Source organism: Clostridium ragsdalei P11, assembly GCF_001675165.1.
In the GTDB taxonomy this organism is placed as follows: Bacteria; Bacillota; Clostridia; order Clostridiales; family Clostridiaceae; genus Clostridium_B; species Clostridium_B ragsdalei.
Window position 1 is genome coordinate 1 of record NZ_LROS01000007.1, and the last position, 21987, is coordinate 21987.

Consider the following 21987-nt stretch of genomic DNA (forward strand, 5'->3'; position numbering starts at 1 on the left):
ATGGGAATTAGTATCAGATATTAAAATTCTTTTTGACGAACTTAATTCTAATTTTGCTAAGATTCATTCATTAGCTTATGCTAGAAGTTTCCTAGTATAAGTTAAATTATCACTTAGAAACCCTATAGTAGTAACAAATGTATTAAATTAAGAAGCTGAATTAAAGGGAGGATTGATGTAATGAAAGTAATAATCCTGGCAGGTGGAAGTGGAACAAGACTATGGCCGCTGAGTCGTGGCAGGTATCCAAAACAATTTATTAAATTGCAAGGTAATAAACCATCCTTATTTCAGGAAACCTTTAAGAGAAGCTTATTATTGGCAGATTTAGATAATATATATGTAGTAACCAATGAAAAGTATAAATTTTTAGTAATGGGTGAAGTTGAAGAATTAGATTATAAATATAATGAATCTAATATAATTGTTGAACCTGAAGTTAAAAATACTCTCCCTGCAATTTACGCAGGTGTTTATGAAATAGCTAAAAAAGGTAATGATACAGTAGTTGTTTTTCCTTCTGATCATATGATTATAAAAGGTAAGGAATTTGCAAATATTATTAAAAGTTCAGAACCGTTAACTAAAGATTCAATTATAACCTTTGGAATTAAACCGGATAGTCCGAATACCGGATATGGGTATATTGCACCGGGAAATAAAAAATTAAATGGATATGAAATAAAAGAGTTTAAAGAAAAGCCGGAGTATGAGACAGCTGTTACATATGTTAATGGGGGATATTATTGGAATGCAGGAATATTTATGTTTAATACTCAGATATTTATAAATGAAGTAAAGCTTTATGCTGAAAATATATATAATGCTTTTAAAAGTAGTAATACCATAAAGGAAGCTTTTAGAAAAATAGATAAAAAAATTTCAATGGACTACGGCATTATGGAAAAAAGTAAAAATATTGCAGTTAAACCCGTAGATATAGGCTGGAATGATCTTGGCAGTTTTGATTCTTTTTATGAAGTTTTTGATAAAGATGAAAATAATAACATATCTCATGCTGATAGTATACTTATTGATTCAAAGGAAAATTACATATATTCGGAAAAAGACAAGTTAGTTGCAGCTGTGGGTATTAATGATTTAATTGTAGTTGATAATAGAGATGCCTTGCTTATTTGTAAAAAAGACCAGTCACAAAAGGTAAAGAAAATTGTAGAAGCTTTAAAAGAAAGAAATGATAGTAGGGTAGAATATCATGTCCAGGATTACAGACCCTGGGGGAATTATAAAGTTCTAGAGCAAGAGAAAAATTCATTTAAAATTAAAAGGATTAAAGTAAGCCAGGGTAAAAAGTTAAGCTATCAGATGCATTATTATAGAAGTGAGCATTGGATAGTTGTTAATGGTATGGCAAAAGTTACAATAGATGATATAGAAAAGCTGGTACCTGCAGGAGAAAGTATTTTTATAAAACCTGGACAAAAACACAGACTTGAAAATCCAGGGAAGATACCTCTTGAGATTATTGAAGTTCAGATGGGGAACTATTTAGAAGAAGATGATATTGTAAGATTTGATGATGACTGATGTGAAAATTAAAAATATTGCGAAGCAATTTTTTTAATTAATAGTTAAGAATGAAGAATTAATAGTTAATGTGGATTTTTTTCCGTTACACTACAAAAAATTTTTAATTAAGCTTTTAACCACTTGTTTCGCTAAAGCGAAACAGTGCCGATTTATATAAATTTAAAGATTTTTTGCGATAGCTAAAAATCATCCTTCACTATTAATTCTTCATTATTAATTCTTAACTTGCTAAGCTTTGTTTTGCAAAGGTTTTAAACTGTGAAAGTTGAGTTATATAACTTTAAATAAGTTAAAAAAGTGAGGGATACCTATATGAAAACATACCTGGTGACAGGAGGAGCAGGCTTTATTGGCTCTAACTTTATTCATTATATGTTAAAAAAATACTTAAATGTAAAAATAATAAATTATGATAAACTCACTTATGCAGGTAATCTTGAAAACCTAAAGACCATATCTAAAAACCCTAACTACAGCTTTATCCAGGGAGACATATGTGATAGAGAAAAGCTGCATAGTCTATTTCAAAAGTATGATATAGACTATGTAATAAATTTTGCAGCAGAATCTCATGTAGACAGGAGCATAAAAGACCCTGAAACTTTTGTAAAAACGAATGTGATGGGAACTGCCGCACTTTTGGATACTGCAAGAAATGCATGGACTATAGAAGGTGAATTTAAACAGGGCAAAAAATATCTTCAGGTTTCCACAGATGAGGTTTATGGGTCGCTTGGAAAGGAAGGCTACTTTACGGAAAAAACTCCACTGGATTCTCACAGCCCTTATTCTTCAAGTAAAGCGTCTGCTGATTTGATGGTAAAGGCCTATTTTGATACTTATAAAATGCCTGTGAATATAACTAGGTGTTCCAATAACTATGGCCCCTATCAATTCCCTGAAAAACTCATTCCACTTGTCATAAACAACTGTCTAAATAAAAGAGATATTCCTGTATATGGTGATGGACTTAACATAAGAGACTGGCTTTATGTAGTAGATCATTGCAGGGCTATAGATATGGTTATTAATAACGGAAAACTAGGAGAGGTTTATAACATAGGCGGCCATAATGAAAGAACAAACATTCATATAGTTAAAACAATAATTTCATATATACATGACAATGTAGATTCTTCTGTAGATGAAAATCTTATAAAATATGTAGAAGATAGAAAAGGGCATGACAGAAGATATGGCATTGATCCTACAAAGATCAAAGATGAACTCGATTGGTATCCTGAAACAAAATTTGAGGACGGAATAATAAAAACTATAATATGGTACTTAGATAATAAAAATTGGATGAATAATGTGACTTCAGGGGAGTATAAGAAATACTATGAGAAAATGTACAGAAATAAATAACAAAGTTCAAATATCAAAGAACAAATAATGAAATTTTGCTACAGGCAAAATAAATATAATTATTTTCTGACGCAGGAAGAAAATCTTCCTAATTTGATATTTGTTATCTGAACTTTGAACTTTAATTGATGTTTAAACTTTCAATTGGAAATCATCCATAACTATTAATTTTTAACTATTAATTCTTAATTAAAAAAGGTGGTGTTAAACTTTGAGAAAGGGCATAATACTCGCCGGTGGTTCTGGAAGCAGACTTTACCCAATGACTAAGGCAATATCAAAGCAGATTGTTCCAATATATGATAAACCTATGATTTATTATCCAATTTCTGTACTTATGCTAGCTGGAATACGCGATATTCTCATTATATCGACACCAAGGGATACAGGTGCTTTTAAAGAACTTTTTGGTGATGGAAGTCAGCTTGGACTTCACTTTCAGTACGAAGTGCAATATGAGCCAAAGGGACTTGCTGAGGCTTTTATAGTTGGAGAAAAATTTATTGGGAATGACGATGTAGTTCTTGTTTTAGGGGATAATGTATTTCATGGATATGGCTTTACCGAAAGGTTAAGGGCTGCTTCAGACAGACATAACTGTTCAACTATTTTTGGATATCATGTAAGTAACCCTGAAAATTTTGGTGTAGTGGAATTTGATGATGATTTCAATGTTATTTCCATAGAGGAAAAACCTTCAAAGCCAAAGTCCGATTATGCAGTACCAGGGCTTTACTTTTACACAAATGATGTGGTGGATATAGCAAAGAATATCAAACCTTCTTCAAGGGGAGAACTTGAAATTACAGACATAAATAATGAGTATTTAAAAAGAGGCAAACTTAAAGTGGAGCTCTTTGGAAGAGGAATGGCCTGGCTTGATACTGGAACTCCCCAGGGACTTCTAAATGCCGCTAATTTTGTAGAGGCTGTTCAGACAAGGCAGGGACTTTATATAGCTTGTATAGAGGAAATTGCCTATAGAGAAGGATATATAGATGACAATCAACTGATAAAGCTGGCAGAGCCTCTTAAAAAAGTTGCTTATGGGAAATATATTTTAGGCTTACTTGATAAAAATCATCATTCATATTTTAGGAGTGAATACAATTGAAGATATTGATTACAGGAGGAAAAGGACAGCTTGCTGGGCAGCTGCGAGAAATTTTAATCAGAGGAAAATCTGAAATAGGAGCACTTGATAAAGTTTATTCTGATGCTGAAGTAAGATTCACCAGCAGGGAAGAACTGGACATAACAAAATTAAATGATGTCAAAGACTTTATAACTGATTATGCACCGGACATAGTTGTAAATTGTGCTGCTTATACTAATGTGGATAAGTGCGAAACTGATTTTCAAAGTGCCTTTAAAGTAAATTCCTTAGGAGCTAGAAATTTAGCATTAGCTTCACAAAATACAAAAATAAAACTTGTACATATTTCTACTGATTATGTTTTTAACGGCAGGGGTACTATACCTTTTAGGGAATATGACTTGCCTGATCCTGTTAGTGTTTACGGAAAGACTAAACTTTTAGGAGAACAGTATATTAGAGAAAATTCTAGCAGGTATTTTATAATAAGGACGTCCTGGCTTTATGGTTTATACGGTAAAAATTTTGTATATACTATATTAAAAGCTGCAAAGGGAAAAGGACATTTAGATGTGGTAAATGACCAGAGAGGTAATCCTACTAATGCAGAAGATCTTGCTTATCATATTTTAAAGCTTGCTCTTACTTGTGAATATGGTATATACCACTGCAGTGGTAAGGGTGAATGCAGCTGGTATGATTTTGCCTGCAAAATTGTGGAGTATGCTGGCATAGACTGCACTGTATCTTCTATGACTTCGGAAAAACTAAACAGGGCAGCTAAAAGACCGGAATTTTCTTCTCTTGATAATATGATGCTCCGGTGCAGCATTGGTGATGGCATGAGACAGTGGGAAGATGCACTTAAATCCTTTATACGAAAATAAATAACAAAGATTAAATATCAAAGAACAAATAATGAAATTTTGATATAGGCAAAATGAATATAATTATTTTGTGACACAGGAAGAAAATTTTCCACATTTGATATTTGTTATTTGAACTTTCAATTGTGCATCGTGAATTGTGAATTGAACAGGAAGGGATATGATTGAAATAGGTAAATTTAATTTTAAACCGGTAGATATCGAAGGTGTGTACATAATAGAAACAGGTGTTTTTGGGGATAACAGAGGTTATTTTATGGAAACGTATAACTATAATGATTTTAAGTCAGCAGGTCTTAATGAGGTGTTCGTTCAGGATAACAAATCTAAATCTAAGAAGGGCGTTTTAAGGGGACTTCACTTTCAAAAAAACTATTCTCAAGGAAAATTGGTGAGAGTAGAAAAAGGGGAGGTATTTGATGTTGTTGTAGATTTAAGGGAGAGATCCTCTACCTATGGGAAATGGATAGGGGTTACATTATCTGAAGAAAACAGGAAACAATTTTATATTCCAAAGGGATTTGCCCATGGATTTCTAGTTATTTCAGACGAAGCAGAATTTTGCTATAAATGTACTGAGTTTTATCATCCTGAAGATGAAGGCGGTATTATATGGAATGATCCTGATATAAATATAAAATGGCCTCTTGAGGAAATTGACAATATTATTTTTTCTGAAAGGGATAAGTTATGGCCTACACTGAAGGAGTGCAAAAATAATATAAAAAAGTGTTGACTTATTTAAACGTTTACTATATAATAAAACCAAGAAGAAAGATACAACTTCTTCTAGCAATCCTAACTCAAAAAGAGTACTAAGGAAATTGTTTTAAAGCAGTAGAAAGTTTAAAAAATCAGATATTAATACACTTATTTAGAACGAAAGTAAATATGATTAAATATTCACTGGAATAAGTTATAAGGAATATCTGAAAAATACTTGTGAATATTTAATTTGTAAGAATGTTCAACAAGAATGTATGAAATTTGGTAAGTTTAGATTAAAGTGTTATGTAATAAAGCAGTATAGTTTTAAAGGTAAGTCTTTTGGTAGAAAGTTAATTGAAGTTTTTTAGAAGTGTGTTTTTAGAAGTGTGTTTGAAGAAAAATAATAAATTAAATTTTTATAGTGTATTAATACATTGTAATGGTAATTGAAAAAGGGTGATGAATATTCAGGTAAGATCAGAGTACTCAAAAGAGTTAGGATTTGCTTAACCACCAGTTAGTTATATGATAGCTAATTGGTGGTTTTAATTTTATTCAAGGTATTATTTATACAAGTTAATTTTATACAATTATCCTATTAATTTGAATTAAATCTAAATGTATGATATAATAAGTTATTAAAATATGAAATTAATTATATTTTGGAGCATTTATCAAAATATAAGGGCGGTGATATATTGTCCATGAAAAAGGATTTCTTACCTTACAATTATGACTTAAATTATTCTATCTATAATTTTGATGAATTTATGTATAAATATGTACAGGAAAAAGATAGCTTCTCAATATGTCTTCTTAATATGTCTAATTTAGGTTTATGCAATTATATATTAGGGTACAAATACGGCAATGTTTTATTGCATAATATTGTGAACAGGATAAAACGTCTTATTAATCAAAAATCATATATTTATAAGTTTGGCGGGAACATATTGCTTATTATAGTACCTAATATAAAATCTAGACGCAGTTCTGTAGAGATTGTAGAAAGAATAATGGAAATAAGTGATGATTCGTTTCTATTGGCAGATAAAAAATTAAAATTGGAAATAAAACTAGGAATTTCTTTATATCCCTATGATGATATGAAGCTTGGTAATGTATTTAAATATGCAAGTATAGCTTTAAATTGTGCAAATAAAGAACGCGGCAGCACATATGAATTTTTTAATGTTAATATGTATGAAAATAATGCTATGGAAGAAAAAATTCGAACTGATATACAAGATGCTTTGATTAATCATGAGTTCATATTATATTATCAACCACAGGTAAACGTTAACAGCGGTGAGATTTATGGAGTGGAAGCTCTTATCAGATGGAATCATCCAGAGTTTGGGATACTAACACCTTCATATTTTATTGATGGAATAGAGAGAAATGGCGAAATAAAGAAAGTAGGCAGAATTGTCTTTTATATGGCATGTCTTGAGGCAAAAAGACTTCATAGCCTTGGATACTCCGATTTAATTATGTCTGTTAATTTGTCTATAAGACAATTTGAAGATGATTTTTTTATTACTTTTATTAAAAATATATTGGAAATAACGCAGGTTAAGCCTGAATATATTAATTTTGAAATAACTGAGAGGACGGCTATTAATTCTACTGAAAAAATTACATCTGCCTTGAGAAATATAAAAGATATGGGAATAAAAATATTTGTTGATGATTTTGGAACTCAATATTCATTTTTAAATTACCTATACAGTGTGCCTATAGATGGAATAAAAATAGATAGATCTTTTATTAATGGTATAGATAAATCTGAAAAAAAGTTTACTATTGTAAGACATCTTATCAATCTTGCAAATGACTTAAATTTGGAGGTAGTGGCAGAAGGTATGGAAACAGAACAGCAGCTTAAATGTTTAGAAAAAGCTAATTGCATTAATGTACAGGGCTTTTTCTTTGGAAAACCTCTTAGTTCCAATGATCTTGTAAATTTTATGAAAACATCAAACTTTAGTAAGCCAGGTAATAGCATCTTTTCAGAAAGTAAAAAATAAAGTACAAAGTTTTAAAAACACTTATATTTTGGTGAAGTTTATGGTAAAATCATAATAAATGATTTAATATATTAATGGGAAACAATGAAATACGCACTTTATATGGGCATCTGGTGTGTATTGAGTTAATGATGCAACCGGCCTTATGATTATAGAGCTTTTTTATAATCATAAGGCTTTATTTAACCCTAAAAATGGAGTGCATATGTATATTTATTGTAGTATTATTGTTTTTGTTTTTGGAACCATAATAGGAAGTTTTTTAAATGTATGCATATATAGAATACCAATGGAGGAATCTATTGTGTATCCACCTTCTCATTGTACAAATTGTGGCAGCAGGATTAAATGGTATGACTTAATTCCTATAGTAAGCTATGTTATTTTAAAGGGACAATGTAGAAATTGTGGAGAGAAGATATCTGCAAGATATCCTATTATAGAATTTACAACTGGTTTGTTGTACACTATGCTTTATGTTAAATTTGGAATTAGCATAGATATTGTAAAATATATTGTATTTATAAGTATTTTAATTGTGGTAGGAATGATAGATTTGAATACCACTGACATTTATTTTAAAACCACAGTAGTAGGTCTGATTTCTACATTTATATTTTTAGGAATATATTATTATAATGGCCTGCCTATAAAGACATATGTATATGGAGGTATAGTAGGCGGTGGACTTTTAGCTCTTATCATTCTCATAACAAAAGGTGGCATGGGATGGGGAGATGCAGAAATTTGTACTGTGTGCGGCTTGTTTCTCGGGCTTAAACTTACTTTCCTAATGTTGTTTTTATCCTTTATTATAGGAGCCACTGCAGGAGTAATACTTATTCTGTCAGGAAAGAAGTCAAGAAAAGACTACATACCTTTTGGACCATTTATTGTACTAGCATCTATTATTACAGTATTTTGTGGACAAAATATTGTAAATTGGTATTTATAGCAAAAGGGTAATGTAAGACATATATTAATTTATAATATGTTATTTTAAATCAACTTTCATAGTTTAAAAATATTGCGAAACAAAGCTTTTGAAAATAACAAAGTTCAAATAACAAAGAACATATAAAGATGATTTCCATCGTACCTCAGGAAATCTATAATTTTAATATTTTCTGACGTTAGGAAGAAAATTATCCTTATTTGATATTTGAACTTTGAACTTTGTTCTTTAAAAAATTGTTTCACAATTTTTTTATATTAAGCCCAAATTCCATATATGGAAAGTTGAGCTATTGAGTTATTTTAATGAAGGGATGGGATGTCTGTGGAAAATGTAATGACATTAGAAAAGAAAAAGGGCTTTACACTTATTGAACTCATGATAGTACTTGCTATTATTGCCATACTTGCTGTAGTTTTAATTCCTAAATCTCAAATATTTAAGAACAATTCTAAAAATGCAGGTGTAACTACTAATGTAAATACTGTAAGGGGCTATCTGGAAACGAAGGTTACCAATAACGGAGGAGCTGATAGTTACTTGAATGCGGCTACCTTGAAAACAGCAATAGCATCAAATTTTAGTTTAGATTCATCAACTTTTGTACCTACCGGTTCAAGCTCAAGTGAACAATTAGTTAATCCTTTTGATAAAACTAAAGCATCAGTTGCAGTTGCTGATAAATCATCAGGTGCAACAAATAATACAGTAGATACCGTAGAGACAAGCGCTAGTGATGGTGCCGATGGTGAAGTTGTAATTTATGTATGTAAGGATGGATATGTTGTTTTTGGTGTTGATAAAGGTGGAGATCTTACTCAAACATTTAAAGTTAAATAAAGCAATTAAAGAACATGGTTTTTCCATGTTCTTTATAATATAATGACTCAATTTTTTTAATTAATAGTTAAGAATGAAGAATTAATAGTTAATGTGGATTTTTCATTATTAATTCTTAACTTGCGAAGTTTTGCTTCACAATATTTTTATATTAAGTTAGAATTTTATATGTGTGAAAGTTAATATAATGATTTAAGGAGGTGTTTATTATGCCAAAAATAAAAAAACGTCTGGGACAGATACTTGTAGATGAGGGAGTTATAACTGAAGAAGTTATGGAGAAGGCTCTCAGAATGCAAAAGGAATCAGGTGAAAAACTTGGAGAAGTACTTGTAAATATGGGATTTACAACAGATGAGCAGATAGTTAATGCAGTAAAAGAACAGCTTGGAATACCTTTGATAAATTTAGATAATATCAATGTATCCCAGAGTATTATAGATATTTTACCTGTAAGTACTGCAAAAAAACGTGAGGCTATTCCCATAGACATTGTAAATGGCTCTTTACTTGTAGTTATGAGTGATCCTTTAAATTACTTTGCCATAGAGGATATAAAAGTAGCAACAGGCTATCATGTTAAAACAGCTATAGCACTTAGAAATAGTATATTGAAAAATATTGATAAATATTATGGAAAAAGTAAGGCACAAGAAGCAGTACAGGATTATAGAAAAAACTTTGCAAATAGGACAGTGGAAAATGACCAGGAGTTAGCTGACGAAACAGCTGCACCAGTTATAAAATTTCTAAATACTATAATTGAAAATGCAATGTTATACAATGCTTCGGATATTCACATAGAACCGGATGAAAAAGAAATGAGAGTCAGATTTAGAGTAGATGGTATGCTTAGGGAAATTATGAGAACAGATATAGATATGCTTTCTGCTGTAATAAGCAGGGTAAAGATAATGGCCAGTTTAAATATAGCTGAGAATAGGATACCCCAGGACGGCAGAATTAACTTTAAAGTTAAGCAGCATACAATAGATATTAGAGTTTCTACCATTCCAACTATTTTAGGTGAAAAAATTGTAATGCGACTGCTTGATAAGAGCAGCTTTTCAATGAATCTTGAAAAAATTGGCCTTGAAAATGATGAATTAATGAAACTAAAGAGAATGATTACAAGTCCCTATGGTATAATAATGGTATCAGGACCTACCGGAAGTGGTAAAACTACAACTCTATATTCTATATTAAACATATTAAATGATGTATCGAAAAATATAATAACAATAGAAGATCCCGTGGAATATAATTTAAAAGGTATTAATCAGATGCAGGTAAATACTAAAATAGGATTTGATTTTGCCAGCGGCTTAAGAAGCATACTAAGACAAGATCCTGATATAATTCTTGTAGGAGAAATAAGGGATAATGAAACGGCGGAAATATCTATAAGATCTGCACTTACAGGACATTTGGTACTATCAACTATCCACACCAATAATGCAGTAGGAACTATTGGAAGACTTCTTGATATGGGCATAAAGCCTTTTCTTATATCTTCTACTTTAGCAGGCGTTATAGCTCAGAGACTGGTTAGAAAGATATGCCCAAGTTGTGCCGAGGAATATATGAGTGATGAGAGAGAAATGAGAATACTTGGACTTAAAGAACCGGTTAAACTAAAGAGAGGTAAAGGATGCAGCTTGTGCAATAATACAGGTTACAGAGGAAGGATAGGTATATTTGAAATACTTGAAATAGATAATGACATTAAAAATATTATAGATACAGATTATACTGAAAATAAAATTGAAAAATTAGCTGTGGATAAGGGCATGAATACTTTAAGGAAATCCTGTATAAATAAGGTCTTAAATGGAGTAACTACTGTTGAAGAAATGTTAAGGGCTACTTATGGAGATAATATATGAAAAAATTTATATATAAAGCTTGGGATGATGAATTTAATGTAATAAAGGAAGAAATTGAAGATAATGATGCTGATGAAGCATTTAGAAATTTAAAAAGTAAAGGGTTGAAAGTAATATATGTAAAAGAAAAATTTGGTTTATCTAGATTTAAGTTTTTAGATAAGAAACTTGATAATGAAATTTTGGCTAATTTTTGTGGGCAAACTGCTATGATTTTAAATTCAGGAATAAGTCTTTTAAATGGACTTGAAATAATGGAGCAGCAAATTAAAAATAAGAATATGAAGAAAATAATTTTAAATATAACGGATGGTATAAAAAAAGGAAATGGTTTGGATGTATCTATGGAAAGCTGTGGTAAATTTCCAAAACTATTAATTGATATGGTCAAAACAGGAGAAATCAGTGGAAATTTAGATACCGTACTATATAACATGGAGAGTTTTTATAAAAAAGAGGCCAGTATAAAAAGTAAGATTAAAAGTGCAGCTGTGTATCCCATGTTGATTTTAATTGTAGCACTAGGAATGCTTGTATTCTTTAATTTTATTGTATTTCCTGAAATAAAAGGTCTATTTGAAGACATGAAATTACCTGCTATAACAGTAATTGTACTTGGTATTATGAATTTTTTTGATAATAATTATATGTATATAATTATCTGTACGATTATAGCAGTAATTTTTTTAAAATATATAAATACAATTTCTAAAGTTGCATATTTTGTTGATAAGTTTAAGTTAAAAATTCCTATTTTAGGAGATGTTAAGCTAGATATTATAACAGCTAGGTTTACCAGAAGTATGGGAATATTTTTAAAGTCTGGAATTCCTATTATAACTATAATGGATAATGTGCAGCTTGTTGTAGAAAATGTGTTTATATCGAAAAAAATAGATAAAGTTAAAAACCAGCTAATTGGGGGTACAACTTTTGCTGATTCCATTGAAAGTGAGAATATTTTCAAGCCGCTTGTGACGCAGATGATGAGAGTAGGACAAGAAACAGGTAAGCTTGATGAGATTATGTTTAAACTGGCTGACATTTATGATGAGAAAGTAGAAACAGGAGTTGCTAGAATTATGTCACTTGTGGAACCTATTTTAACTCTGGTTATAGGTTTAATTGTTGGGGTAGTTATATTAGGAGTAGCATTACCTATAGTTCAAATGGCACAGGGGGTGAAATAAAATAAAAATTATATTTAGTTTTAAGGAAAATTATGCAGATGTAGCTGTTGCGTCAAAGATAATAAACAAAACAAAAATAAAAAAAATAAGTAGAATATATGAGAAGAATGAATTTATTTCTGGGGGAAAACCTTATGCTGATGAATATAATTTAAATAAGATCAAAAGTATTAGAGAAAAGTTAAAGATTAAAAATAAAAATGTAAGAATAATATTGAATTGGGAAAGTATTATAACAAGAATAATAGAAACTCCAGTTATGAATAAAAAGGAACTTGCAGGTTTTATAAAGAATAATATAGAAGAGTACTTTTCTGTTAACATGAATGAATATCTTTATGATTATGAAGTTATTTCCTTAACCAATAAGGAAAAAATGGACATTATGCTTGCAGTTGTGCCTAGAATAAAATTAAAACAGGTATTGGATTTTATAAAATATTGTGGATTGGTCCCACAGTCAATAGGGATATATCCTGATTCCGTATCAAATTTGTTTTTAGATGAAGATTATTGCAGTATAGCTGTCATAGATGCAAATGTAGAAAAGACTACTTTAACTATACTGGATAAGGGGAAAATATTTCTTTATTCCAATATATTAAATGAAACAGAGGATGAAGATTTTAATGACTTAATGAGAAGTCTTGATTATTTTTTTAATTTTTATTCAACAAGGCATTTCGGGAGTAAGATTGACAAGATATATGTATTAGGAGAACTTTATACAAATTCAAAGCTTTGTGAGCTTATTAGTACTCAAACTTCAATAGAAACTAATATAGGATTCAATATTAAAGCATCAAAATTAATTAAAAAGAGTACAGTAGATGAAAACATATATCCTGATATACTTGGAGATTCTATACCGGTAAAAAATATATATAATAAAAGTATAGACTTTCTTGATAGGTTTTATAGAAAAAATAAGAAGAAACAATTTGAAAATAAGTTAATTATACATGAAATAGAATTATTTTTTTTAATAACTATTATTATAATAGGAGCAGCACTTATATATACAAAGTTAAATTTATTAAAGTATGATACTTGGGACATAGATTCACAGATAGCTGTTTTAAGTGGTGTACAAAATGATGTGAATAAATTAGATAAGGAAAACAAAGCTTATGAGGATAAAGCTAATTATATAAAGAAAATTGAAGGTGATGATTTCGACTACATAGGAGTACTAGAAACTTTGAGGAACGGCTTACCTAAAGGTGTAACTATAAAAGGGATTACCATGGATAAACAAAATATAAATGTTGTGTTTGATGTGAATAAAAATACAATAGATGCGGCGAGACTTATTGTGGCAATAAATTCTATGAATGCATTTGAGCCTGTTGAGCTTCCCGAGGTAGATCTTAATGATGATGTAAAAGAGGTTGAACTTAAATTGAAATTATTAGAATCATATAAAGGCGTGAATAAAGATGGAAAAAAATAAAAGGGATTTGATGATTTTAATAGCAATATTGTTTATAGGATTTAATTATGTGATTTATACATATTTTATAACTTATAAATTAGATACGGTGAAGCAGGCTAAAAATAAGTATGCTTTAAAAACAAAAGAATTAAATTCTCTTAAGGCTAAGAAAAAATCTATTGAGACTAAGCAGCAGGAGTTAAAAAAGTTGAGACAGGAGACTTCTAGTTTTGATAGTATGGTTCCTAAGCAAATAGATACACCCCAGCTTATATATGATTTCTATAATGGATGCAAGTTATTTGGAGTAAATGGAGAAAATATCTCTTTTGAATTGTTGAATGGGGATAGCAGTTCAAATAGTAACAATTTTCATACTCTTATAATAGACTTAAAGATTACAGGAAACAAGGCGAATATAGAGAATTTTATAAGAAATCTAAATACTGTTACTAAAAGAAAGCTTAATGTAAAAAGCATTACTATTGGTTCTAGTGATGATGAAGAACTGAACAATGGTGAATTAAAGAGTTCTGATGAAAAAGTTAGCAAGGATAATAGTAGTAAATCTATTGATAATGCTAAAAAAAATGGAGATGAACTTCCCGGAGAAATTATTTTTTATCAATATGTACAGGGCAGCGGAAGCAGCAATACAAAAGTCCCCGATAATTATATTTTTTATGATAGCCAAAAACAGGGATTTAACAGTATAGCTGATATGTTCAAGTAAAATTTTTTGATTGTAAGGGGTGCAGATTGTGAATAGGAAAAAAGGTTTTACATTAATAGAAATTATGATAGTAGTATCAATAATAGGATTGCTTTCCATAATCTTGGTGCCCAAGGTAGGAGCTCTTAAGCTGCAATCAAAAAATAACAGTGTAAGCACCAATGTGCTTTTAGTTAGAACTTATCTTGAAAATAGATGTGCAAAAGACAGCAGTGCATATAAAACTGCTGTAAATCAAAATCAAACAAAAGATCAAGCTCTTACTGTTATTTTAAACAATATTGAAACAGATATGAATTCTAATTTTTCAGGAAGTAATTCTTTGATAAATCCTTTTAATAGCAGCAAGTCTATTACTAAAGATTTGTCTGGAAATTCATCTGTTTTACTTTCCGATTCTTCTAATGCTTTACCAAAAGATAATGAGATAGCAAGTGATAGTACTCTTCCTAGTGGAGAGAATAAGAAGGGAAATGTGGTAGTTGTTGTCTATGGAAGTACCCAGGATAAAGTTGGAGGCTATGCGTTATATGGAATAGACAACACTGGTAAGATAGTTAATCCATATATCATTAAATTTAAAGCTTCCACGGTTATTAATGAAAACACAAATACTGATTCTGACATGGAAACAAATGTAAATAAAGTAATTAACTATATAAGAATTGATGCAATAAGAAGGATAATAATGGGAGTGCCTGAAAACAAAATTTATGAAGTAATCCAGGAACCGTTATATAAGGGTTTGTGCAATAAATTTACTCCAGGAAATGCTTCAAATCATATTGTCAATCCATATTATTTGAATAAGGATGCAATTGATGATGATGGGTATCATACTAATGGAGATCCTGGCATAAATAGAGATTATTCTATAATAGTTAATGCTAATCCTTCAGATTATTCAAATATAGATAGTAAATATTCTGATCACCCGGGTACTGTAGTTGCATATATGAGCAAAAATCCAATGGGATATGTAGTGTACGGAGTCGATAAGAGCGGCAAAACGGTTTATAAAAAGCCAATTAATCTTTCTACAGAAGTAACAGGAGATATGACTGCTGTATTAAAAAATAATGTAAATTCTGTTGCTAGTATACTAAAGAATAATCTTGCTGCAAATGTTAAATTGGCTGAGGATAATTACCCTTGGGACACCTACCACAGAACTACTGAGTTGCAGTCTCTGGCAAAAAGTCAACTTCAGCAGTTGAATTTAAAAAATTCCTATATACCAGATTGGACTGGCACAAGGACAGATACCTATAATTTTGACAAGGATAATGGGAATTCATTAGTTATAGAACTTACCCCGGGAAATTATGTTACTGATTACAAGGGTACAGTTATTGTAGATGTACTTTCAGATGCAAAGGGTTATGAAGTCTATGGTATAGATTATACAGGAAGTAAGTATGATTATACTAAGCTAGAATCAAGTAGTTCTTAGGTTCAGATGGAGTTTGCTTATAGTCGCTTTCACAGAGTGTGATGGGGGTGTTAGCAAAAGTAGGGATCGGATAAATAATATATCTAAAATATTTAGAAGTAGGGATCAAAATGAAGAAAAGAGGATTTACTTATATAGAAGTAATGATGGCCATCGGTGTATTTATAATGTTATCTGCTTTTGTTATTAGACTTAATATTACAGCTAATAAAAATGTAAACAAACAGGTTTTAAAGCAAAATATGATGATGGAAGCACAAAAGTGTCTTGAGGAAAGTAAAAATAATCCGGATAGTAGTGAATATAAAAATGACAGTTATAAAAAGATGGACGGTTATTATATTAATATAAGTTCAGTACCGGTTAAGGCTGATTCACCCAATCTTTTTCAGATTACAGTAAAAGTTAGGAATAATATTGATGATGAGGAAAATGAAGTGGTGTTAAAGTCACATTTTTTAAAAAAATAAGGTGGTAGGTTTTCAGTATGAAAAAAAGAGGATTTACTTTAGTAGAGCTTATGATAACTTTGGCTATATTTTCCATATTTTCAATATACCTTTATCAAACTTTTTTTTCCGAGATAAAACAATCTTTTAACTTTAAGAATAATATAGATATTCAATATAATGCAAATAAGGCTTTAAATATGCTTACGGATCAAATAAGAAATTATAGCTCAACTAATGATACTAAAACTTTAACATCTTCAGATGGAAACAACATTCTTAAATTAGGATCTAAAGACAAGGATGGCAAAATTGAAGTTAGTTCTGTTAGTAATGCTGGTGCAGCTAATAAGGATATAATTAATTTGATTTTAAATCCAACAGAATCTAATGTTCCTCCTTCTAATATATATTATGATATAAAAAGTAAAACTCTTCAGGATAATGATGGCAATAAATGCTTTAATATAGATTCAGTTGATTTTTCATATAAAAATGGATTGATTTTTATAAGTGTTTCAGCTTCAGAGGGGAATATACAGATTAAAAGTTCTACTGCCGTTAATGTTCAGGCAAATTAATTTGTAAGGAGAAATAGGATATTGATGAAAAAAAGAGGTTCTGCCCTTATAGTTGTTATTATTATTATGACAGTAACTTTTTTATTGGCTGCATTTATGGTAGATACTAGTATAAAAAGCAATAGAGTAGCTTCAGATACTTCTGATAAAACTAGAGCATATTATAGTGCTGAGACAGGTATCTATGATTTTATAAATTATGTCAATGATGATATTGAAAACAATATTAAGAACAATAAACTTGATATATCTTCAGGAAACTCTATAACTAATAATTATAACAAAGCTGGTCTTTATAATGACAATATGGAAGTATATAAAGCTGGACTTATGCATAATATCTCAATGCCGCAAGATAGTGATTATATAAAGACCTATACATTTGATGTCTATTCCAAAGGAAATTATGGCTCTGAAACTTGTACCATAATTTCAAATGTATCTATTATTTATACAGACAACAAGTATACGTCTTATACAATAAATTCCAGACAAGTAGAAGACTGATTAGAGTTTCAATATAGTGGTTTCTAAGCAAAAAAATCAACTTATTCTCCGGATATTTCTTACAACCTTCAGCTCATTAAATATTTTGATAAGTCTAAGTAAAAAATTCTAAAAAAGCTAAGAACTTTTGAAAACTCGTACCTCAAACAATTCAAAAGTTCTAAGTTTTTACGAATTTTTTTCTAAGACTTATATGCAAAATATTTAAAAGAGCTTCATTATTGTAAAAATATGCCTGCGTATAAGTTGATTTTTAAGTTAGAAAGCTCTAATTGAAATTTTAACTTATACATAAAATATACTAACAAAATGGAAATCACACTTAAAAACTTTTTCTATAAGTCTTAGTGAGGTATTTTAGAAAATCTTAGAAGCTTATATATGTCTGAGGTACGAGTTTATATAAGCTTCTTTAGATTTTCAAAATACCGAGCTTTAGACTTATAAAAAGTTTTTAGTGTGATGAAATTTGTTAGTATATGGCTGGTATAAGTTAACTTTCTACTTAGAAACTCTATAAAAGTTTTTATAAAAATATGTATTTTATCTGCCATATATATTATAATTAAATCTATAATGTTAAAATCGGAGGGATACTATGGGAGAATGGGAAATGATACTCAGGCTAGTACTCTCGGGAGTACTTGGGGCTTTAATAGGATTTGAAAGAAGAAGCCACTCTAAGCAAGCAGGACTTAGAACTCATTTTGTCGTAGCAGTTGGAAGTGCCCTTATTATGCTTGTGTCTAAATATGGATTTTGGGATTTAGTTGGTATGAATTCGGTGTCATTAGATCCAAGTAGGGTAGCTGCTCAGGTTGTAAGCGGTGTTGGTTTCTTAGGAGCAGGAACTATTATTGTGGAACACCAATTTGTAAGAGGACTGACTACTGCAGCTGGACTGTGGGCTACAGCAGGTATTGGTATAGCAATTGGTGCAGGCATGTATATACCTGGTGTGGGAGCTACAGTGCTTATAGTTATAGGACTTGAAATATTCAACAAACTTCAAAAAAACGAGGTATATTCTATAGGAAGGGCAAATTTATCAGAAGAAGGTATTAATTCTACACTGGATATATTAAAAAATTCAAAAATGAAAATATCTAATATTCAGGTTAACAGGCATCATAATAAAACCAATAAGGATTTAGAAGTAAGGATTACATTTAAAGTTTATAGCAGAAATCAAAATGAAATGAAGGATATGATGGTAAGTCTTCTGAAGATTCCTTACGTAAGGGACGTAAACATAGAATAAAGTTTTTTAGAGACAAGAAGGAGTATAATTTGTTTTTTTTATTAACTCAACTGTCGCAGTTTAAAAGCTTTGCGAAGCAAAGCTTCGCAAGTTAAGAATTAATAATGAAAAATTAATAGTGAAGGATGATTTTTAGCTGTCGCAAAAAATCTTTAAATTTATATAAATCAGCAATGTTTCACTTTAGCGAAACGAGTGATGAAAAGCTTAATCAAAGATTTTTTGTAGTGTAACGGAAAAAAATCCACATTAACTATTAATTCTTCATTCTTAACTATTAATTAAAAAAATTTTATATGTACAAAAGTTGAGTATTAGCAAACTATAATATTGGAGGAAAACATATGAAAAAAATATTTAAACTGGCTTTAGGGCAAGCAATAATTTTAGGACTCGCTTTCCCTGGAACTGTATCTGCTGCTGCTAGCCATAATGTGAGCAGAATTTACGGATCAAGTAGATACCAAACCTCAATAAATATTTGCAACAACTTTAGCAGCGGGAAGGTACAAAATGTTATTGTAACCAGTGGAAACAATTTCCCCGACGCCTTAGCTGGTAGTGTGCTTTCAAAACAATTAAATGCCCCTATTCTTTTGGTAGACAAGTCTTTAAGTGACAGTCAGGATTCTATTAATTATATAAGAGATCATTTGGATGTAAGTGGAACTGTATACGTTCTAGGTGGATATGCTTCTGTAAGTGATGAATATATAAATTATATTAAATCTTTGGGGTTTAACAATATTAAAAGGCTTGGTGGAAAAAATAGATTTGAAACTAACAAAGTAATAGTAGAAAATATGAATGTAAGTAAGGGAACCCCTCTAGTTGTAGTTAATGGCAGTAATTTTCCAGATGCATTGAGTATATCAAGCATAGCAGGTATGAAAGGTTATCCAATAATTTTAAGCAATACAGATACACTACCGGATGAAGTAAAAGAAAAGATAAGCACAATAAGTCCTTCTTCTGTGTACATAATAGGAGGACAAGGTGCATTAAGTGATAATATTATTTCTGAGATAAAGAAATTGGACACAACTATAGAGGATGGAAATATTATAAGAATATGGGGAAAGAATAGATATGAAACTTCATTAAACATATGTAAATATTTTAATTTGGACAGCAGTACTGTAGTTATTGCAAATGGAGAAAATTTTCCAGATGCTTTGTCCGGGAGTGCTTTAGCAGCAAAACTTCAGGCACCTATTTTGCTTACTGATGGAAAGAATATATCAACTCAAAAAGAGTATATAGATACCACAAAGTATACAGATGAAATTATACTTGGGGGAAGTGGTGCTGTAAGTGAAGATGTGGAAAATGAATTAAAAGGAATAGAAAAGAAGCTATTTGAAGTAACCAATGAGTATGTAGGTGAAGATGGAAAGTATTATATAGAAGGTAATTATTTAAAATATGTTACAGATATAAATGAAGCTTTAGATTATGTAAAGAGAACAGGAGATAGCAGTGTAGTTGAAGAAGATAATGGACAGTGGTTTATATTAGATGATGGCTTTGACATGACCATAAGTGATAAGGTAAAATTAGAGGTAGATAGTGATGTGAGCATAAAACTAATTCATTTTGATAGTAATGGAAATATATTCTATAACCAACCTAATTTCATTGATATGGTCAATGGTCAATACGAAGATAAGCCTGTATTTAATTTATTCATTAAAGATGGTAAAGTAATGAAAATGGATCAGCAGTTTAGACCATAAACAGAGTTCTTGGCATCAGATGGAGTTTTGACTCCACCTGATACTTAGAAATCGTTATCCAGGGACGTAGCTGCTCTTTACTCCAACTTGGAGGAGTGGGAGTATTAGAGCAGGTAGTCATCGGATAAAAGAAGAATAAGGCTATGTGCAATTATTAATTTGCAAATAGAACCTTCTTAATGTATGAAATTGGTTTTATATGTTAGGAAGGTTCTTTATAATAAAATTTTGAATGAAAAATATCATAAAGAAGGGAAGCGAGTATTTAGCAGTTTTATGTTAAGTAATTTTGCTGCTAAAATGATATATGGAAATAAAAAATATAAAGGGAAATACATTTTGCATTGATACTAAAATGGCATGCATACCTTTTTATAAGATCAATTATAGAGAAATAATTATGATGGATTCTGGATGGCCAAGAGGAGGAGAAAGAGAAGGTATAGCTGAAGTTTTAAAAACGAATAATTTAAAAGTAGCTGCTATAATATGCACTCATGCTCATATGGATCATATAGGCAATGCTGAATATTTGAAAGAAAAGTACAATTGTATTATTGCTATGCCGGAATGTGAAGCTGTTACTTGCAGTTCAATTATTAACTTGAAGTTTTATCATAATAATTATAACATGGCTGAAATTGCAAAACATTTTGGACAGATGGTTTGTAAAACAGATATTATGATTACACCTGATCAAGAAAATATATATGTTTGTGGTGTCAAATTCAAAATTATTCATACACCAGGACATAGTGCTGCTCATATATGTGTTATTACTCCTGATGATGTGGCATATTTAGGAGATGCCCTTGTTGGATATGAATTAATGGAGCAAGCTAAAATGCCTTATTCCTATTCCCTTACGGATGATTTGAAAAGCAAAGAGAAACTTTATGACTTAAAATGCAGTAAATATATTGTGGCACATAAAGACATATATGATGATATTACAAAGCTCATAAAGGACAATATAAAATTTTATAAAGATACGGCAAATAGCATATATGATGTAATGGATAGAAATAGAAGCATGACAATGGAAGAAATTTTTAGATCAGTAACTAAAGATTTTAACATTAACCTGGATAACAGAGTAAAATATGGATTAACAGAAACAATTTTAGTATCCTATGTGAGATATCTTAATGAAAAAGGTATGCTGGATTTAAATATGGAGAATGGACTTTATAAATATTTAAAAAAGGCACCTATTTGTACTAACGTTTATTGATTACTCAACTTTGCGAAGCAAAGCTTCGCAAGTTAAGAATTAATAATGAAAAGTTAATAGTGAAGGATGATTTTTAGCTGTCGTAAA

General features: G+C 30.2%; 19 protein-coding genes and 1 riboswitch. All 19 genes read left to right on the plus strand.

All coding sequences use genetic code 11. From position 1 onward, the window contains the following. Positions 1-180 precede the first annotated feature (180 nt). A complete protein-coding gene (locus CLRAG_RS03270; RefSeq protein WP_065077065.1) occupies positions 181-1548 on the plus strand; it encodes a mannose-1-phosphate guanylyltransferase/mannose-6-phosphate isomerase in 1368 nt (455 codons plus the stop codon). 315 nt (positions 1549-1863) lie between these two features. Beyond that, positions 1864-2919 carry a dTDP-glucose 4,6-dehydratase gene (gene rfbB / locus CLRAG_RS03275; protein WP_065077066.1) on the plus strand — a complete coding sequence of 352 codons (1056 nt, stop codon included), beginning with the start codon at positions 1864-1866 and terminating at the stop codon, positions 2917-2919. 211 nt (positions 2920-3130) lie between these two features. Further along, positions 3131-4033, plus strand: coding sequence for a glucose-1-phosphate thymidylyltransferase RfbA (gene rfbA / locus CLRAG_RS03280; protein WP_083985525.1), 903 nt, complete (start codon positions 3131-3133; stop codon positions 4031-4033). After that, entirely contained in the window at positions 4030-4902 is an 873-nt protein-coding gene (gene rfbD, locus CLRAG_RS03285; protein ID WP_065077067.1) for a dTDP-4-dehydrorhamnose reductase, read from the plus strand. Before rfbA ends, rfbD begins: the two co-directional genes overlap by 4 nt. 169 nt (positions 4903-5071) lie before the next feature. After that, the gene (rfbC, locus tag CLRAG_RS03290) at positions 5072-5638 is read left to right on the plus strand and encodes a dTDP-4-dehydrorhamnose 3,5-epimerase (protein WP_065077135.1); all 567 of its coding nucleotides are present in this window, start codon (positions 5072-5074) and stop codon (positions 5636-5638) included. Positions 5639-6314: 676 nt separating this feature from the next. Continuing rightward, entirely contained in the window at positions 6315-7640 is a 1326-nt protein-coding gene (locus CLRAG_RS03295; RefSeq protein ID WP_242872085.1) for a putative bifunctional diguanylate cyclase/phosphodiesterase, read from the plus strand. 68 nt (positions 7641-7708) lie between these two features. Then, positions 7709-7792: riboswitch (cyclic di-GMP riboswitch) on the plus strand. A 53-nt stretch (positions 7793-7845) separates the two neighbouring features. Then, complete coding sequence (locus CLRAG_RS03300; RefSeq protein ID WP_065077136.1) at positions 7846-8595, plus strand: prepilin peptidase; 750 nt, start codon at positions 7846-7848, stop codon at positions 8593-8595. Positions 8596-8919: 324 nt separating this feature from the next. Then, on the plus strand, positions 8920-9435 hold the full coding sequence (locus tag CLRAG_RS21205; protein ID WP_420808090.1) for a type II secretion system protein: 516 nt from the start codon (positions 8920-8922) through the stop codon (positions 9433-9435). A 209-nt stretch (positions 9436-9644) separates the two neighbouring features. Continuing rightward, complete coding sequence (locus CLRAG_RS03310) at positions 9645-11321, plus strand: GspE/PulE family protein (RefSeq protein ID WP_065077069.1); 1677 nt, start codon at positions 9645-9647, stop codon at positions 11319-11321. Continuing rightward, positions 11318-12511 (plus strand): type II secretion system F family protein, encoded by a 1194-nt coding sequence (locus CLRAG_RS03315; RefSeq protein WP_065077070.1) that lies wholly within the window; start codon positions 11318-11320, stop codon positions 12509-12511. The genes CLRAG_RS03310 and CLRAG_RS03315 overlap by 4 nt, the downstream gene beginning before the upstream one ends. Positions 12512-12725: 214 nt before the next feature. Continuing rightward, positions 12726-13964 carry a type IV pilus biogenesis protein PilM gene (gene pilM, locus CLRAG_RS03320; RefSeq protein WP_242872082.1) on the plus strand — a complete coding sequence of 413 codons (1239 nt, stop codon included), beginning with the start codon at positions 12726-12728 and terminating at the stop codon, positions 13962-13964. Further along, a complete protein-coding gene (pilO, locus tag CLRAG_RS03325) occupies positions 13951-14679 on the plus strand; it encodes a type 4a pilus biogenesis protein PilO (RefSeq protein WP_065077072.1) in 729 nt (242 codons plus the stop codon). The genes pilM and pilO overlap by 14 nt, the downstream gene beginning before the upstream one ends. Before the next feature lie 28 nt (positions 14680-14707). Beyond that, a complete protein-coding gene (locus CLRAG_RS21210; protein ID WP_065077073.1) occupies positions 14708-16132 on the plus strand; it encodes a type II secretion system protein in 1425 nt (474 codons plus the stop codon). 110 nt (positions 16133-16242) lie between these two features. After that, positions 16243-16602: a type II secretion system protein gene (locus tag CLRAG_RS03335; protein ID WP_065077074.1), complete on the plus strand. Its 360-nt coding sequence runs from the start codon at positions 16243-16245 to the stop codon at positions 16600-16602. Between the two features lie 17 nt (positions 16603-16619). Further along, on the plus strand, positions 16620-17162 hold the full coding sequence (locus tag CLRAG_RS03340; RefSeq protein WP_065077075.1) for a PilW family protein: 543 nt from the start codon (positions 16620-16622) through the stop codon (positions 17160-17162). 24 nt (positions 17163-17186) lie between these two features. After that, entirely contained in the window at positions 17187-17669 is a 483-nt protein-coding gene (locus CLRAG_RS03345; protein ID WP_065077076.1) for a pilus assembly PilX N-terminal domain-containing protein, read from the plus strand. Between the two features lie 598 nt (positions 17670-18267). Next, positions 18268-18930, plus strand: coding sequence for an MgtC/SapB family protein (locus CLRAG_RS03350; RefSeq protein ID WP_065077077.1), 663 nt, complete (start codon positions 18268-18270; stop codon positions 18928-18930). A 344-nt stretch (positions 18931-19274) separates the two neighbouring features. Next, the gene (locus CLRAG_RS03355) at positions 19275-20666 is read left to right on the plus strand and encodes a cell wall-binding repeat-containing protein (protein ID WP_065077078.1); all 1392 of its coding nucleotides are present in this window, start codon (positions 19275-19277) and stop codon (positions 20664-20666) included. 307 nt (positions 20667-20973) lie between these two features. Beyond that, positions 20974-21900, plus strand: coding sequence for an MBL fold metallo-hydrolase (locus CLRAG_RS03360; RefSeq protein WP_065077079.1), 927 nt, complete (start codon positions 20974-20976; stop codon positions 21898-21900). Positions 21901-21987: the final 87 nt, after the last annotated feature.